This is a genomic window from Methylomonas koyamae (genome assembly GCF_001644025.1).
GTDB classification, from domain to species: domain Bacteria; phylum Pseudomonadota; class Gammaproteobacteria; order Methylococcales; family Methylomonadaceae; genus Methylomonas; species Methylomonas koyamae_A.
In genome coordinates this window covers 15,850-32,830 of the sequence record NZ_LUUK01000174.1, presented here as the reverse complement: position 1 = coordinate 32,830, position 16,981 = coordinate 15,850, and the positions used below count along the sequence as shown (strand labels likewise).

Genomic DNA, 16,981 nt, shown 5'->3' with positions numbered 1-16,981 from the left:
CTGGTCGAGACAGGTTCCCAGTTGGTCGGCGTAGCACTCAAAGCGGTTTTGGTAAAAAAAGACAGCACGAGCAAAGGCAGCAACAGCCAGACCGCCGAATTTGCGGTCCTCTTCTCACCTGGCTTTACAATCGGCGTATTTGGATCAAGCTCCACTTTCGACTTGATCGCTCGCTGGCTCGGTGACATCCCTCACTCCTTTTATAATTTTTATCGATCGCTTAGACACCCATTACAAGGGGAACCTTTGTCGTTTACGATTCGCGACCTTAGCCGTCTGAGAAGATTTATATCCGTAAAATCTTCCGACACTTCCCGCGAATATTGGCCGCCGAGTCTATCAGCGGCCAACACCTGAGGCAATTCAAACTTTCTAGATCAAATCAAGCGTTTCTGCGGCGGCGGATAGAGGCAACCGCGAAACCGGCTAGTGCTGTGGCCTCGAATAAAACCGACGGCGGCACGGGTACCGGACTGGCTTCAAAACGCACGTTGTCTATGGCCGCCGAATAATCGAAACCATCGTTCTCGTCGTTAAACTCGAAGGAAAACGCGACGGATCGACCGATAAACGCCGACAGATCGAAAGCGATAGAGGTCACTCCAACGGTCGTCGAATCGATTGAAGCGATCAACGCATCGCTGGCGCCTGTAATATCGTCCGCGTCATATAAGGTAAGCGTCAAATTGTCGGTAAATCCGCTTGGGGTCTCCAGCGCATCAACGCCTAGCGAAGTGAAACTGACATCAAACTTTAACCAGTCGTTACCGGCACTAAGGATGATCGGTGAAGTAAAACTAAAACTACCGTCATCACCTTGCACCAGACTGGCCGCGAACGGATTTGCGCCTTGTCCACCCGCTAAAACGGCGGCGCCGGCTTCCCATTGCGCGCTCCCTCCGCTGGTCAATGCCGTCCAGCCAGACAGATCGTTGTCAAAACTGCCATTCACGATGGTGCCGGCCACCGCAGGGTTGGCGGAACTCAATGCCGCGAGTATTAAGTTTGAAAAGAATAGGCGTGTTTTCAGCATAGTCCTACATCCCGAATAAATTTGTTGAACCCAACAGCAGTCAAGTTTCGTTCCATTCATAATATTCTTCCATAAAAATAATGACTTACCTATTCATCGACAGATAAAGACATAACCATATAGAAAAAACTGTAAAAAAGTCCGACAACTTTCGAGCTCGAAATCTGTTTATCCACCTGACGCCGATTCCCGGCTATTGGCCACTTCCGGCTTAATCCGTACCGGTAAAACCAGCGAAGTCGAAGCCATTTCCACGATGGGCAGCTCGACTTGCTCATCCTTCAACGCCCAACGCGCATAACGGTTATTCAATTTGCGGTAATTGACGCCGGCCGTTATGGTTAGGGGGCCTTTAATGTCGTCCGGCACGTTGAATGCATAGCTCGTCACATCGGTACCGCCCGGCGGGATGATGCGCTTGAAACTGTCGCCGACCATGTTGAACAAGTCGTGGCGCCAAACCGCGTTGCCGATCCGATCGATTGGAATGGAGCGGTAAAAATACGCGGCCGGTTCGACATTGTTGCCGGCATCCAATTGTCCGGATTCGTAGACCGTCCGGCCCTGACCGTCTTTAACCAGAAAGTGTATCCACGCTTCGTTGATATCGGTAGTCCCACCGGGAAAGGCATGACCGACTTGGGCATTAGTTACCGCGACTTTCAAGGTCACGGTTTCGCCCAAGTAGCAATACGCCGGCGCCTCTGAAGACGCGATCAAGGCCGGATCGACATGACGGGCGCTTTCAACGGCATCACTACGATTCGGCTTGTCAATAGTGATCCTGACTTGATCGGCCGTCAAAAATCGACGCGTTCGCTCAAGTTGCGCCTGATTTCGAGTCACCCAGGGAATGGCCGTGTTGGCTCCGACGTTGAAATGGGTCTTGATCAATCCGCTGCTACTCGCGGAAGGGTCGCTACCCGGCTGTAACGGAAAATGGCAATCCTGACAGCGGCGTTGTTGCGCATGAGCGAAAGTCTGTCGGGTTTGGCCGGAATACGGTCCGTTCAGCCAAGCCGTGTAATCGTCCTGCATTTTCACCCAGCCCCAGTTATTAAAATCCTTATCCATAAATTGAGCGTGGCACGTGGCGCACATTTCCGGCGTCGACAACACATTTCTGGCCAAATCGGCCCTGTGCTGCTCGGGTTTCAAGCGAATCAGCAGATTATGCAAAAACACCGGCAGCGCTCGCTCGGCGCCGTCGAACAAATATGGTTGGGGCGGAGCGAATCGATAACTGGCGACGCCCTTTAGATGCTCAATGCGCTCGATGCCATGACAAGTCATGCAACTGACGCCTTCCTGCAGATGGCCTGGCGTATCAAGCTTACCGCCCGTGGTTAGTTGTCCGCTCAACAATGCCGCCGGCGCGTGGCAGCCTTCGCAATAGCGGGTGGCTTCCATGTTTTTGCGCTCTGAAAGCAGCTTGATATTGGTTTGGTAGGTTTTGTCGGAAGCGGCCTGGGAATGAATCGATGCCTTCCACTGTTCCGCGATCTCGCGATGACAACTGGCACACCGCTCGGAAGCCCCTATCCGCCGGGGATCGAAAAAACCGCCGGTACTGGTCTCGGTTTGACTGGGCCGAAAAGGATGTTCGCCGTAGCTGTAGAGATAAGGCTCGACGGCCGGCGCGTCCCGATAAGGGCTTGTGCGCCATTGATAAGCCGCGCTAGCCACCAGCACCGCTATCGCCGCGACAACCACCGAGCCGATGACCGCCTTTGTCATTCCGCCGATTAGCGAGGGAAATCGGCTAGGTTCGTTTCTTTTTCTGCGTTCCGGCAAAGACACCGCATGAAACGACACATGTCCAAGCGTCATTAGCAACACACCGACCGACAAGCCTACGTGGGATTCGAAAATCCAGCGTCCGGCTTCCGACTGGCCTTGCCAAGCAATCTGAACTCCGGTCAGCGCAAGCGCCAAAAACAGCAGCGCGGTCAAGATGCCGGAAAACGCAATCCAGGAGCGTCTGAGACCTATCGTGCGCCGAAAATGCAAGATCAAATATGGCGCCAGCAACGCCGCGACCACCAGGCCCAACAAGGTATGCAGCAAATACAGCCATTGCTCGGTTACCGAGAACCCAGGCCAGCACCAACTGATATATCCGCTCAACGCCAACACGGCCGTCACGGCGACCAAGGGCCGGGCGAAGTGGCGCTCGGAGATCATTTGGCTATTCGAAACGTTCATAAGCTTCCCCGCGTGGTGTTATCTGTACAGTATGTCCAGCGCAGCCTGATCACCGTTGCGCAGTAAAAACTCGACGGCCAGGAATCGAATTTCAGGGTCTTCGCTAGGATTGTCGGCGATTTTCCGCGCAAAGGCGACCAACGATTCCCCATCAAACGTCAACAACTTCTCTATTGCCGCGTGGCGTAACGGATCTTTTTTGGCCTGAGCCAGAGCAAACACGACATTCAGCGCATCCGGCTCGAAGACCGGCGTCAACCGCGCCAACACCGCCTGACGTAAGGATAAGGCCGTCGAACGGTCTGCTAACAATTGCCCAGCAAGCCGACGGCTTTCGGCGTTCGAATCGGCGAGCAACAATACCGGGCAAAGCGCTTGAATTCGCATGTCGGGACTGCCGCAAACCGATGCCAATGTCGCCGGTTTGCCGGCCATTGGAAACACCGCCGACAGCGCCTCTAGCAAGCGCGACGAATCTCCGGGCAAACCCTGCTCCATCCAGGCATCCACAGCCACTTCTCGCCAGTCCGAATTCTTCAAAATCGACTGGTACTCGTCGCGCGCCAGGTCGCTTTTTCGCTTCAAAAGTTCGATGAGCGCCCATCGGCGAATCGACTCGTCCGGGTCGCGCCAGGCTTGTTGCAACAACTCGCTGTCCCGCAGGTTTTGAATCGATAGCGCCGAGAAAGCCCTTGCGCGGATATCCGCTTCGGCGGCCTGGGTTTGAGCCACCAACCAAGCCGAACCCGCCGGGTCGGCCACATACCGCCAAATAGAAATCCAACGCGCGCGCAACGCGGTTTCCGTCGGCTTCGTTCGCCCGAAACTTTCTCGAACCAACGAATTGATTTCATCGGCATTAAATACCGCCGCTTCGTCGCCAAGCGCCAGCAAACATTCGAGCGTCGCCAACCGCTTGTCTTGCGCCAAGCCCGAGAAATCGCCACGTCCACCAATGTAATCCGACAATCTGCCGGCATTTTCCGTATCGCCCAATCGCTTCAAAGCTACGAACACATTGGCGACAACCTGTGATTCCTGCGTTTCATCGGTTAGTAGCTTAGCCAGTTTTGGACTAGCCTCGGTCTGCCTTATCAATCCCAAGGCGCGGACGAATTCCGCCCGGACAGAGGCATCACTGTCGCTCAAGCCGGCAAGCAAGGCATGCACACCCCGAAAGCGTTCAGCATTCGCCAAGGCCCGCGAGGCGGCGACGCGCACGCTCGGCTCGGCGTCCTCCAGCAGGCGAATCAAATACGGCACCGCCAAATACTTGCGGTAAACCATCGCCTCTTCTTCCTGAAAGAAATAGGCAAAGGTATCGGCGAGTGCGATTTTGACCTCGGCGCTCTCCCGCGAGAACGCCCTGAGCAACCAGCGCACCGACGCTTCGTCTTCGAGACTTCGCAGGCCGGCGACCGCGGCGACCGCATTGGCGGGTTCGGAATCTTCCAGGGCCTGGATCAGTAGGCCAAATCCCCGCCCATTGCCGGCTCGAGCCGCGATATCGATAGCCGCGCGTCGCACCGCTGGCTCCGGGTCGAGCGCGCCGGCCGTCAATTCCGGCCAAATATCGGCTTCGGACTGGCGACGCTCTAGCAGGTGCAAATAGCGAATCCGCAGTTCCGGACGGTCGGCGCCCAATTTCAATCTCAGTTGCGGCCGCACCGGTGGACCGGATTGCGATCCACCCAATGCGACGAGTTCGTCGCTCCCCTCGCGTATCAACCAATACCGATCGATAGCAGTTGGACGCAGAGTCTGGCGAAGGCCGCTCGGCCACGCGATTTCCAATCTTTCGACCGCAGCGGTATCTCCCAACCCAAACACCAAACGCTTGTCGCTATCGGACAAAAACCCTTCGCCGCTAAGCACCGATTTGATTCGAACTCGTCCGGCCGCATACACACGGACAACCGCACCTAGCGCATCGCGGTTGGATTTTTCGCCGACCAATTTCAAGCCTAACCAATGCCGAGGCGGCGACTCGTTCGCTAAAAACTGGCCCAAATCGTTGTTATGACTGACGTAGACGTCGATATCCCCATCGTTGTCGAAGTCTGCGGTCACCGCGCCGCGCGCCGACTGAGCGTCTTTCAGAGCCAAACCCGCTTCGCTACCCGCGTCTACAAATTGACCGTTCCCGTCGTTTAGCCAAAGTTGTTTGGCTTGCCCTTGGCTGATCCGGGCGGTGTCGGGATCGGGCTCCAAATGTCCGGTGGCCAGAAGCAGGTCGTCAAACCCATCGTTATTGAAATCGTGAATCAACGGCGACCAACCGGACAGACTGAGATAGCGATTGGCGCCGATGCCATTTTCCTTGGCCTTATCTTTAAAATGCTCGCTCTCTTCCAACGTCGTTTCGCGGATTAACGCAACCGTATTTTCACCGGCGGCGCTGGCCACCGCCAGATCGCCACGCCCATCGCCATCCAAGTCACCGGAGGCGATGCCGCGATTGCCCAACGCCGACCGCAAGCCCAAGGCTTGGCCGCCGGCTTCGAACCGCTCACCGCTCCGGTTCAGATAAGCGCTGTTAGAGCCGGTGCCGCGATCGTTACTCACCAACAAATCCGGCCAACCATCGCTATCCAAATCTTGCCAGCTCACATCCAGGGTGCGGCCGTCGGCATCCCGAACTCCCGCGGCCTCGGCGATTTCCCGGAATTTAAAGCCGCCGTCGTTCAAATACAGACGGTTGGGTAGCGCCGGATACAGACTGGCGTCGAACACGCCTTTTTTTTCGCCGACAAATTGGCTGTTGGCTTCGAAGGTTTTCTTACCTTTCTCGAAATCGACGAATTGGCCGACGTAGAGGTCCAACAGACCGTCGCGGTTAAAGTCGGCCGCCGCGGCCGACGTCGCCCACCCGTCGCCGGCAAACCCGGCATCGGCCGTCACGTCGACGAAACGCCCCGCGCCGCTATTGCGGTAGAGCAGGTTGCCGTCTTTGCCGGTCACCAATAAATCGGTGTTGCCATCGTTATCCAAATCAACCGCCAAACAGCCCATACCCCAGATTGTCCTGACCAATCCGCTCTCTTCGGTGGCATTTCTAAAACGACCGCCTTCATTCAAAAAAAGCGCATTACCCTCGGCCTGTTGCCACCAATACGCTTTGCCGTAATAACGGGTTTGCCCGGAGCCGTTCACCAGAAACAAGTCCACATAGCCGTCGTTATTAAAATCCGCCGCGCACGCTCCCGAACCTAAAGACTCGTCGATGCCGGCCAGATGTTCGTCGCCTTGTTGATGGGAAAACATTAACCCCGACTCCCAGGTCCGATCGGCGAACGTCGCCGCCGACGGATGCGCCGCCTTGACCAACTTAGACGTCGGTATGGCCTCGGCCCGGAATGGAAAGCCATCCGGTATGTCGACCGGCGTCAAAAAGATCACCGCGCCTAGCAACGCCACCAATAAAACGGTAAAAAATACATCGAGCGGCGTCAAAACTGAGCGGACTGGCATGGGGCAACTCTCGGTCGATGGAGATGGGGGTGAGGTTCGACGCTACTATCGCAACCGAATGAAACATCCTAAGCGCTCCGGCCGATAAAGACCGATAAAATCTAACCTAACCGGACCGAAAAAGAAATGAAGTTACTCACCCGTCCGCGGACGCTTGTACCAGAAGCGCCGACGAATAGACGATGGAATATCAAAAACGCTTGACGGCTGACTGAACCACTCGCCGGTTACCGAAACCCCAATACCAAGGGCTTATGCCATCCAATTTATCCGTGCCGATCTCCATGACGACTCTCCGCGATCTCAGCCAGCAATTCAGCGCCACGGGCCGTATCGAAGCGATCATCTTACGCCCGTCGCGCCGGGAACCGGCGCTATCGGTCGGCGAGGCCATCGCCGAACCGGGACGAGGCTTGCTCGGCGACCACCGCGCTACCCGCCGGCAGGCATCGAAGCGCGAATTGACGTTGTTCCAAGCTGAACACTTGCCTCTCATTGCCAACTGGTGCGGTCTTGCGACATTGAACCCGATTCGCTTGCGGCGAAATCTGCTGGTGTCCGGCGTGAATCTGATCGGAATGCGCTCACTGTTTCCGGGTGTCTGGTTGGAATGGGCGATAGGCGAGGAAGTTCGCATGCAAGTGACCGGTCCTTGCGATCCTTGTTCAAAGATAGCGGCCGAGTTGGGCATGGGGAGTTATAACGCGCTGCGAGGGCATGGCGGCGTCACGGCGCGGATCTTGACGGGCGGCAAAATTCGCGTCGGCGATTCGGTTAACTTGATCGAGGTGCGGACCGAATCGGCGAATCAATAAATTCGGCTAGCCGTTCGCGCCCAACGACGTCAAGCTCGTTGCCGCTGTAAGGCTTGCGCGGTCTTGCCGAATAGTTGCAGTACCGGCCCGGCGCCGGCAATCGCGACCGCATCGACCAGACAATACCAAGCCGCGACGCCGCTGGGCGGATTACCTTGGGGCAAATGCGAGGCCGGGTCGATCTCGGCCCAAGCCCAGGTGCCCGCGCCGGTACCGACAATTTCCAGCCATGAGGTAATAAAGAACGCGCCGAGATAAACCATCGGCGAGCGACCTTTAAACAGATAAGCTAAAAACACCAAAAACAGCACTGCGCCGATGATGTCCAGCCGTACCAAGCCGCTCAGACCGACCGCCGCCCAACCGCCGCAAGCAGCGACCACCAACACGGCGATCCGACGAGCGTGGCGTTGAAACAATCCGGAGCGCCCCAAAGCCACGGCAGTCAAGTAGACCAGACCGTGCCCGGCCGGCACGTAAGCCGGTACGTTGCCGAAACGGTAGATGTAGCCCTTCATGTAGACCGACGCGAAATATTCGCCAATCACCGCAAACGTCACGGCGACCGCAACCTGGGTCCGCACGTATTTACATTCGCCGCGCAACCAAGCAAACAAAAACAGCCAGCCGAAAAACGCCAGTAGATATTGCATGAATTGCGGCGCGAAGCCATCGGTGGTCAGACAGATCGTGGTAGTCACGAACGTGAACGCGGCGATCTGGTAGTCGCGCGAGCGGTGTTCAGCCTGACAGTCGACCGACGGAAAATGAGGGAGCGAGAAAAAACTCATAGGCGATCAAACGAAAACGTAAGCCACGGCAATATAGCGCAGCACTTTACCGAAAAATATCGCGGTCAGCGAGGCCAAAAAGGATAACCTCAACCAGCCGGCGGCAAAACACAGGCCATCGCCAATTAAAGGCAACCAAGAAAGCAGCAAGGCCCAAGCCCCCCAGCGCCGGATCGTTTGCAACGATCTTTGCCGATCTTTGACCAGGGATTCAGCCGGGTATTTTTGCGCCCCCCACTGTCCTAGCCACCAGGTGGTCAGCGCCCCCAGGGTATTACCGACACTCGCGATCGCTACCAGCTCTAGCACCGAGTGGCCGTGCCGGCTTACCAAATAGGCCAGCACCGCTTCGGATCCGCCCGGCGCGACGGTCGAGGAGATAAAGGCGCTGGCGAATAAACCGATCAGGCCCCAGGATTCGAACGGCATGGTGTTTTGTCCCGCAAAAAAGCCCCTGAAACCGCAAGTTTCAGGGGCTTGATAAGTAACGAATTATTTATCGGGGAGCGGAATCGCTTTTTTGCCACCGACCAATTTGATCAATTTAGCGATAAACTCTATCGCGACACTCACTAAATGAGCGGCTTGCTCAATCAACGTCGCGACGATTTCGCCGGCCGACATGCCTTTAAAGCGCTTGACCAGCCAGGGGGCCAATACCAGACCGATTGCCAAGCCGATCACGGAGCCGCCGGAGATAAAGCCGGGCTCCGGAGCGGGCGCGGCGACTGGCGCGGCAGGCTGTGCCGGCGGCTGAGCGACGGCAACCGGCGTCACCGGAGCGTCGACTTTAGGATCGTAAACCTTTCCGCTGTAATCGTCCGGAAACACCGCTGGCGTCACGCCGGGAATACTCGGCAAATCTTCACTGCCCTTGCCGACTTTCAACTGGCCCTTCATGCCTTTTTCCATATGCTGGGCAATGTCGCAATGCACCAGATAGGTTTTATCGCCGGGAGGCAAAATCAAAGTGCCGGACACTTTACCGGGACCACTGACCTCCAGGTGAAACATGCCTTTCGGGTACAAATACTTAGGCAGACCGTGCATCATCCATTGATGGCGAATTTGGTCCTCATTGATGAAGTGAACGGTGAGTTTGGTACAAGGCTCGAAGTGAAACTCCTGCTGATCGAACGCGTACATCGTTCCAGGAAATTTCTCCGAATACTTGTGCCCAGCCCGAACCGTAATTTCTTTGGTAGCGGCGATTTTTTCGCAGCCGCCGGGCAGTGTATCGGTGTTTTGTCCCATCACCATGGCGCCTTCCATGTCCATCAGATGCCCGTCGCCGTGATTCATCATCTGGTTGTGATCCTCGATCTCGACCGCGCGGGCCGTGGATAGCGAGAGCAGGCAGATTAACGGGGCTAGGAATGCGAGTTTGTTCTTTTCGAACATGGCGGGTTTACCTCTGAGGGGCGAATCTTAATACTGTCCATCTACTGTTCCGACGCGGGCATACTCGTGTGTAATGCCCAAGCCATTCCGCCGCGTAGCACCGACGGAATGGCGGATACCGCAAGCCTTAAAACTCCTTGGCTTTACCCAACAATCCGTCGATTTGACGTTTGAATCCGGCGTTGGACAGATAAAGAATGTACAGACCGGCAAACAAAACCAAGGCGTACAACCCCATGCTACCTTTGCTAGTCGGTTGACCTGCTCCGGCTTTAAAGCCCATGTGCGCGTCCAAACGCTCGCCGTTATCTTGCAGCAGCGTGATATGAATCAGGTATTTGCCTTGCTCGGGCACGCCCTGCGGCAACGACAGAACGACGGTACCGGATTTGTGTTTCTCGGCGCCCTGGAAAAACACCCGTTTGCCTTCCGGCTCCTTGGTGACTTCGAATTCCACCGCCATACCGCGATAGCGTTGATCTTGATAGTCAAATACCAATTGAGTCAACGTAGCAGTATCGGGGATATTGCCGCAGAATTCTTCGGCGGGATAAGCTTGGGGCTGATAGGCTGTGTAGTGGATCCAGTGGTCTTTCTCCAGCTCGAATTTACATTGGTCCGTATCGGTACCGGCCGCGCCACCGTGCGCCCAAAGCGCGGAGGAAAAAAACAGACCCCACAATACCAGCAAGCCTTTTCTAACTATGCGTGAGTTTCTCATATACACCCTTCCCGTGTTCTAATATCATTTTTTATTATGATTCATGCACTTATGCACGAATATCGTTAAAGCCGCCGTGCAAGAAATCCGCTCGAATCGGCCTTAAACCGGCGCTAACTCTAGCACATCACCCTATCCAAAGAAAGGCAATAGTTGGCGACCGGCTATGTTCAATTTTTTTTGTCAGCAATCAAAGACAATCTTTATAATGGGGTTATGAATTCTCTCCCAAACTGCGCCGATCTGTTCTGATCAGCTGAAAGAATCTCTCATCCTGTCTCACTAATATATGTCCAAACTAATCGAATCCGCCGAATGGAAAGCCGTCAAACAACACCACCAACAAATTGCCGGCAAATTTTGCATGAAGGATGCGTTCGACAAGGATAAACATCGCTTCGACAACTTCTCGGTGACCTTCAATGATTTACTGTTTGATTACTCCAAGAATCTCATCACCGAGGAAACGCTGCCGCTGTTGATTCAGCTTGCGGAACGCGCCAAGCTGAAGGAAAAAACCGAGGCGATGTTCTCCGGCTCCATCATTAATACCACGGAAAAACGCGCTGTCTTGCATACCGCGCTACGAAATCGCAGCAACACGCCGGTTTATTTTCGGGGCGAGGACGTCATGCCCGAAATCAACGCCGTGTTGTCGCGCATGCGGGTATTCACCGAACAAGTCCGTTCCGGCGCCTGGACCGGCTATACCGGCAAGGCGATTACCGACATCGTCAATATCGGTATCGGTGGCTCCGATTTAGGGCCGAAAATGGTCGATACCGCGCTAACCCCCTACGGCAAGGAAGGCTTGAAAGCCCACTTCGTTTCGAATGTCGATCAAACCGACATCGTCGAAACCCTGGCGCCGCTAAACCCGGAAACCACCCTGTTTTTGATTTCATCCAAAACCTTCACGACCCAGGAAACCATGACCAACGCACGTTCGGCGCGCAACTGGTTTCTCAAAACCGCGCGCGACCCCGGACACATGGCCAAACACTTCATTGCGATTTCCACCAACGAAGAAAAGGTCAAGGAATTCGGCATCGACCCGCGGAATATGTACGAATTCTGGGACTGGGTCGGTGGCCGCTATTCGCTGTGGTCGGTGATCGGCATGTCGGTCGCGTTGTACATCGGGATGGACAACTTCGAGGAGCTGTTGATGGGCGCGCACTTGGCCGACCAACATTTTCGTACCGCGCCCTATCAGCAAAATATCCCGGTCATCATGGGCCTACTTGGGATTTGGTATAACAACTTCTTCGAAGCCGAAACCTACGCAATCCTACCGTATGCGCAATCGCTAAAATACTTCGCCGACTATTTCCAGCAGGGCGACATGGAAAGCAACGGCAAGAGCGCGACGGTCAATGGCGACAAAGTCGATTACAACACCGGCCCCATCATCTGGGGCCAGCCCGGCACCAACGGCCAGCATGCGTTTTTTCAGTTGATCCACCAAGGCACCAAACTGATACCCGGCGACTTTTTGGCGGCGGCTCAGAGCCAGTACGATTTGCCGGATCATCACGACATCCTGATTTCCAATTTCCTGGCGCAGGCCGAAGCGCTAATGCGCGGCAAGACCGAAGCCGAAGTCCGTAACGATCTAAGTCACGAACCTAATCTGGACGACGCGCTGATTGCCTCGAAAATTTTCGAAGGCAATAAACCGTCCAATGCCTTTTTATTCAAAAAGCTGACGCCGAGAACGCTAGGGATGCTGATCGCGTTTTACGAACACAAAATCTTTGTGCAAGGCGTGATCTGGAACATCAATTCGTTCGACCAGATGGGCGTGGAACTCGGCAAAGTGCTGGCTCGCGCCATTCTTCCGCAATTGAAGAATGAGGATGTCATCGACGACCACGACTCTTCTACCAATGGTTTGATCAACGCTTACAAACGCTTACGGAAAGCTTGATACAAAAAGGCTCGCCAAACTGGCGAGCCTTAGATCCTCAACCGACGCCGCAATTTACCGATACCAATCGCGCAACCGATAGGGTTCGTTGCGGCAAGTCAACTGGTTGGCGCAACGCTACTCCAGAACCTCCGCCGTTCGTCGCCCGATGCCGAAGCTCTCCAACACCATCAAGCCAACGCCGACGCAGATCGCCGAATCCGCAATATTAAAGACGGGCCAGTGCCAATCCCGGTAAAAAACATCGAGAAAATCGATCACGTAGCCATAGGCGACCCGATCTATCAGATTGCCGATCGCCCCGCCCAACACCAGCGACAAGGCCCAGGCCATCATGGTTTCGTGCCGTTTCAGCCTGTACAGCCAAATGCCGATAATACTGCTCATCACTACCGCCAGTCCGGCGAACAGCCAGCGCTGCCATCCCCCGACCTGGGCCAGAAAACTGAACGCGGCGCCGGTATTGCGGGCGTAAGTCAAATTGAAATTCGGCAACAGCGGAATTGATTCGTAGAGCTGAAAGTGGGCGTCGATCGCCAGTTTGCTGGCCTGATCGAGCACCAACACCAATACGGAAACCCATAACCACTTAAGCATACAATCGCGTCTCGCCTACGCCCGCCACGTTCTCGACGCACCGGCCGCACAACTCCGGATGCTCCGGATGTTCGCCGATGTCGTAGCGCTGATGCCAGCAACGCACGCATTTTTGTTGTTCGGAGACGCTGACCTTGACCTTCAAGCCGTCGATGTCGGTTACGACCGCATCGTCCGGACAGAATCGCATATCGGAAACGCCGGCGTTCGACGTAATGAAGATGAAGTGCAGCTCCTTGCCCAGCTTGTTCAATTCCGCGCCGTAGACCTCGTCGCAGTAAAGTTCGACTTCGGCATTCAACGACGCGCCAATCGCCCCGTCTTTACGCAGGGCTTCCAGTTCCTTGGAAACCGCCGCGCGCACTGCCATGACCTTGTCCCAAGTGTCGCGATTGATCGTGGCATCGGCCTCCAACGGGAACAGGCCTTGGTACCAGGTTTCCATAAATACCGATTCACCGCGCTGGCCGGGAATGACAGACCAGATTTCGTCGGCGGTATAGCTGGTAATGGGTGCCAGCCAGCGTACCAACGCCTCCACCACGTGATACATCGCAGTTTGGCCGGAGCGGCGCGCCAGACAATCTTCCTTGGCCGTGTATTGCCTGTCCTTGACGATGTCCAGATAAAAGCCGCCCAAGTCGATGCTGCAGAAGTTCAGCACTTTTTGATAGATCACCTGGAATTGGTAATCGTCGTAAGCCGTTTTGATTTCTTCCTGCAACTGCCAGGCCTTGTCGACCGCCCAGCGGTCCAGTGCCAGCAGGTCGTTTTTACCGACCAAATGCTGAGCCGGGTCGAAGCCGTCCAGATTTGCCAGCAAAAAGCGCGCGGTATTGCGCAAGCGGCGATAGGCGTCGGAAGTGCGTTTCAAGATTTCGTCGGAGACCGACATTTCGTAACGGTAATCGGTGCTGGCCACCCAAAGCCGCAGCACGTCGGCGCCCAGCGATTTCATCACCGTCTGCGGCAGCACCACGTTGCCCTTGGATTTGGACATTTTCTTGCCTTCGGCATCGACCGTGAAGCCGTGGGTCAAGACCTCTTTATAAGGCGCGACATCGTTCATCGCCACGGAAGCCATCAGCGACGACTGGAACCAACCGCGATGTTGGTCCGAGCCTTCCAGATACAAATCGGCCGGAAATTTCAGTTGCTCGCGCCGTTCCAACACGGCGGCGTGGGTCACGCCGGAGTCGAACCAGACATCCAACGTGTCAGCGACTTTTTCGTAGTCTTCCGCTTCGGCACCCAATAACTCAGCCGCATCCAGCTCGAACCAGGCATCAATGCCGTGTTGTTCGATACGCTGCGCGACTCGTTCGATCAATTCGGCACTGCGCGGATGCAGCTCGCCGCTTTCTTTATGCACAAAAAAGGCAATCGGCACACCCCAGGTGCGCTGGCGCGAGACGCACCAGTCCGGGCGATTGGAAATCATCGCCTCGATGCGTGCCTGGCCCCAATCCGGCACCCAATCGACGCGCTTGACTTCGTTCAATGCAGTGTCGCGCAGACCATTTTGGTTCATCGAAATAAACCATTGCGGCGTGGCGCGGAAGATGATCGGGGTTTTGTGCCGCCAGCAATGCGGGTAGCTGTGTAGCAAGGCATGGTGGTGCAACAGCTTTCCGCGTTCGCGCAACACGTCCAGTACTTTGTCGTTGGCACTGAATACGTGTAGGCCGGCGAATAACTCGGTACCGGGCAGAAACACGCCGTTACCGCCGACCGGATTATCGACCGGCAGGTCATATTTCATGCCGACCACGTAGTCTTCCTGGCCGTGGCCGGGGGCGGTATGCACGGCGCCGGTACCGGCATCGGTGGTGACGTGTTCGCCGAGGATGATAGGCACTTGCCGGTCATAGAACGGATGCTCCAACAACAAGCCTTCCAGCGCGTTGCCCTTGCAGTAGCCGACGATGTGGTGCTCACCGATACCGTAACGCAACACGGCGTCTTTCAACAAGGCCTCGGCCAATAGCAGCCGCTCGGTCTGGCCGTCGATCTCGCATTGCACCACGGCGTATTCCAGCTCCGGATTCAAAGCCACGGCCTGGTTGGCGGGCAAGGTCCACGGCGTGGTAGTCCAGATCACCACCGACAGCGGGCCTTTACCTTCGCGGTCGCCGGCGTGATGGCATTTTTCCATGAAGGCATGCTCGTCGACGACGGCAAAGCGCACGTCGATCGCCGGCGAATGCTTGTCCTCGTATTCGACTTCCGCCTCGGCGAGCGCCGAACCGCAATCGGTACACCAATGCACCGGCTTGAAACCCTTGCTGAGATGGCCCTTGGCGGCGATGCGACCCAAGGCGCGGACGATGTCGGCCTCGAAGGCGAAATCCATCGTCAGATAGGGATTGTCCCAATCGCCCAATACCCCGAGACGAATGAACTCTTCTTTTTGAATGCCAACCTGTTTCTTGGCGTAAGCGCGGCATTCCTTGCGAAATTCGGCCGGCGAAACCTTGACGCCGGCCTTGCCGACCGACTTTTCAACCATCAATTCGATCGGCAAGCCGTGGCAATCCCATCCCGGCACATAGGGTGCATCGAAACCGGCCAGGGTCTTCGATTTGACGATGATATCCTTCAGGACCTTATTGACGGCATGACCGATGTGAATTGCACCGTTGGCGTAAGGGGGGCCGTCGTGCAAAATGAATTTGGGCCGGCCGGCGCAAACCTCGCGAATTTTTTGATACAGCTGGTTTTCGTTCCACTGTTTCAGCATCTCCGGCTCGCGTTGAGCCAGATTGGCTTTCATCGCGAACTCGGTCTTGGGGAGGTTCAGGGTTTGTTTGTAGTCCATGCTCGTATCTGGATGGGCGAATCGACGCCGAGCGAGCGAAAAGCGCCGGTATCGATTAGCCTGATGAATTAAATGGCATAATTAAACGAGCGATTCTAGCATCATTAACTGACCGCTAGAAAGCGTGGACTGCGGTTATCCAGCCGAATGACGGCCGGAATCCGACGGGCGCTATCCGCTTGACGCGGGTGTCAAAGAGAGAGTCGTGTCAGACCCTGTGTCGCAACCAGTACAGCCAGTAGACGCCCGCAATCAAGGCGCTGACGGCGACCGCGGTAAACGGATGGTCGTAATCCAAAAGGTTGGACATTCGCAATGCGGCGGAATCCCCCGTTTTCGCAATGGCGGATTCGGCAAACTGCGCCACAATAAAGGCCATACCGAAAAAAATCATGGTCCAAAAGTGAGTGCTTTTTGGCATGATGAACCCCCTTCTCGTTATTATAATTTTGATTCGCTATTATATTAGCGCTAATTTCGGTTTTTGCAAGTCACTTCCCTACACCCGCAGCAAGGAGTCGAGATGTCCAACAAACCCGCCCTCACCTCGGTCGCCATTCACCCACTGATCGCCCAACGCTGGAGTCCCAGGGCTTTCGCCCCGGATCGTCCGGTATCGGCCGAAGACCTGACCGCGTTACTGGAAGCCGCGCGCTGGGCGCCCTCCTGCTTCAACGATCAACCCTGGCGCTTCGTGGTTTGCGACAAATCCACCCACCCGGACGCTTGGGCGCGGGCTTTGGAAATCATCAACGACAAAAACCGGCTATGGGCCCGCCACGCGCCGGTACTAATCCTATCGGTCGCGATGGCGAACTTCAACCACAACGGCCAAGCCAACCGTTGGGCGATGTACGATACCGGGGCGGCGGCCTTAAACCTATGCCTGCAAGCCGGTGCGCTGGGCCTGGCGAGCCATCAAATGGGCGGTTTCGACGCGGCGGCGGCCCGGCAAGCTTTCGGCCTACCCGAGCATTGCACGCCGATGGCGATGCTGGCGATCGGTTATCAAGCGGATGCCGAGGAACTTCCCGAGGAATTTCGAACGGCCGAACTGGCGGTTCGGAGCCGCGCCGAACTGCGGCAACGTGCATACTTCGGCCACTGGGACGAATAATCCCGGCGCCAGGCGGGTAAAATCGCCGTTCGAAGAATCTCTTGAAACCTCAAGGATTTCGCGCGTCCAGACCAAGCGCGCG

13 protein-coding genes are annotated in these 16,981 nt (G+C 55.8%); 3 read left to right on the top strand and 10 right to left on the bottom strand.

Going from position 1 to position 16,981, the window contains the following annotated elements; translation table 11 throughout:
* The 4 genes from A1355_RS26160 to A1355_RS13760 form a co-directional block, all read right to left on the bottom strand.
* Positions 1–188 (bottom strand): hypothetical protein (locus A1355_RS26160; protein WP_231883668.1); only part of this gene is annotated, 188 nt, incomplete at its 3' end.
* A gap of 194 nt (positions 189–382) precedes the next feature.
* Positions 383–1,033, bottom strand: a complete 651-nt coding sequence (locus A1355_RS13770) for a hypothetical protein (RefSeq protein WP_064029073.1) — start codon at positions 1,031–1,033, stop codon at positions 383–385.
* Positions 1,034–1,201: 168 nt separating this feature from the next.
* Positions 1,202–3,238, bottom strand: a complete 2,037-nt coding sequence (locus tag A1355_RS13765; RefSeq protein WP_082885542.1) for a cytochrome c family protein — start codon at positions 3,236–3,238, stop codon at positions 1,202–1,204.
* A gap of 18 nt (positions 3,239–3,256) precedes the next feature.
* Entirely contained in the window at positions 3,257–6,709 is a 3,453-nt protein-coding gene (locus A1355_RS13760) for an FG-GAP-like repeat-containing protein (protein WP_064029069.1), read from the bottom strand.
* A gap of 284 nt (positions 6,710–6,993) precedes the next feature.
* On the opposite strand from A1355_RS13760, the gene A1355_RS13755 reads away from it, so the two are divergent.
* Positions 6,994–7,524 (top strand): MOSC domain-containing protein, encoded by a 531-nt coding sequence (locus tag A1355_RS13755; RefSeq protein WP_064029067.1) that lies wholly within the window; start codon positions 6,994–6,996, stop codon positions 7,522–7,524.
* 29 nt (positions 7,525–7,553) lie between these two features.
* Here the strand turns inward: A1355_RS13755 and A1355_RS13750 are convergent, their stop codons facing one another.
* From A1355_RS13750 to A1355_RS13735, 4 genes are all read right to left on the bottom strand, one after another.
* Complete coding sequence (locus tag A1355_RS13750; protein WP_064029065.1) at positions 7,554–8,315, bottom strand: hypothetical protein; 762 nt, start codon at positions 8,313–8,315, stop codon at positions 7,554–7,556.
* 6 nt (positions 8,316–8,321) lie between these two features.
* Complete coding sequence (locus A1355_RS13745) at positions 8,322–8,744, bottom strand: YqaA family protein (protein ID WP_064029063.1); 423 nt, start codon at positions 8,742–8,744, stop codon at positions 8,322–8,324.
* Positions 8,745–8,807: 63 nt separating this feature from the next.
* Positions 8,808–9,716: a cupredoxin domain-containing protein gene (locus A1355_RS13740; RefSeq protein WP_064029062.1), complete on the bottom strand. Its 909-nt coding sequence runs from the start codon at positions 9,714–9,716 to the stop codon at positions 8,808–8,810.
* A 127-nt stretch (positions 9,717–9,843) separates the two neighbouring features.
* On the bottom strand, positions 9,844–10,437 hold the full coding sequence (locus A1355_RS13735) for a hypothetical protein (RefSeq protein WP_064029060.1): 594 nt from the start codon (positions 10,435–10,437) through the stop codon (positions 9,844–9,846).
* 289 nt (positions 10,438–10,726) lie between these two features.
* Between A1355_RS13735 and pgi the strand changes: the two genes are divergently transcribed.
* A complete protein-coding gene (gene pgi, locus A1355_RS13730) occupies positions 10,727–12,367 on the top strand; it encodes a glucose-6-phosphate isomerase (protein WP_064029058.1) in 1,641 nt (546 codons plus the stop codon).
* Between the two features lie 117 nt (positions 12,368–12,484).
* On the opposite strand, the gene lspA is transcribed toward pgi, so the two are convergent.
* Together lspA and ileS are read right to left on the bottom strand one after the other, a co-directional pair.
* Positions 12,485–12,964 carry a signal peptidase II gene (gene lspA, locus A1355_RS13725; RefSeq protein WP_064029056.1) on the bottom strand — a complete coding sequence of 160 codons (480 nt, stop codon included), beginning with the start codon at positions 12,962–12,964 and terminating at the stop codon, positions 12,485–12,487.
* Complete coding sequence (gene ileS / locus A1355_RS13720) at positions 12,957–15,782, bottom strand: isoleucine--tRNA ligase (protein ID WP_064029054.1); 2,826 nt, start codon at positions 15,780–15,782, stop codon at positions 12,957–12,959. The genes lspA and ileS overlap by 8 nt, the downstream gene beginning before the upstream one ends.
* Positions 15,783–16,305: 523 nt before the next feature.
* Here ileS and A1355_RS13710 point away from each other — a divergent pair.
* The gene (locus tag A1355_RS13710) at positions 16,306–16,899 is read left to right on the top strand and encodes a nitroreductase family protein (RefSeq protein WP_064029050.1); all 594 of its coding nucleotides are present in this window, start codon (positions 16,306–16,308) and stop codon (positions 16,897–16,899) included.
* The last annotated feature ends 82 nt before the right edge of the window (positions 16,900–16,981 follow it).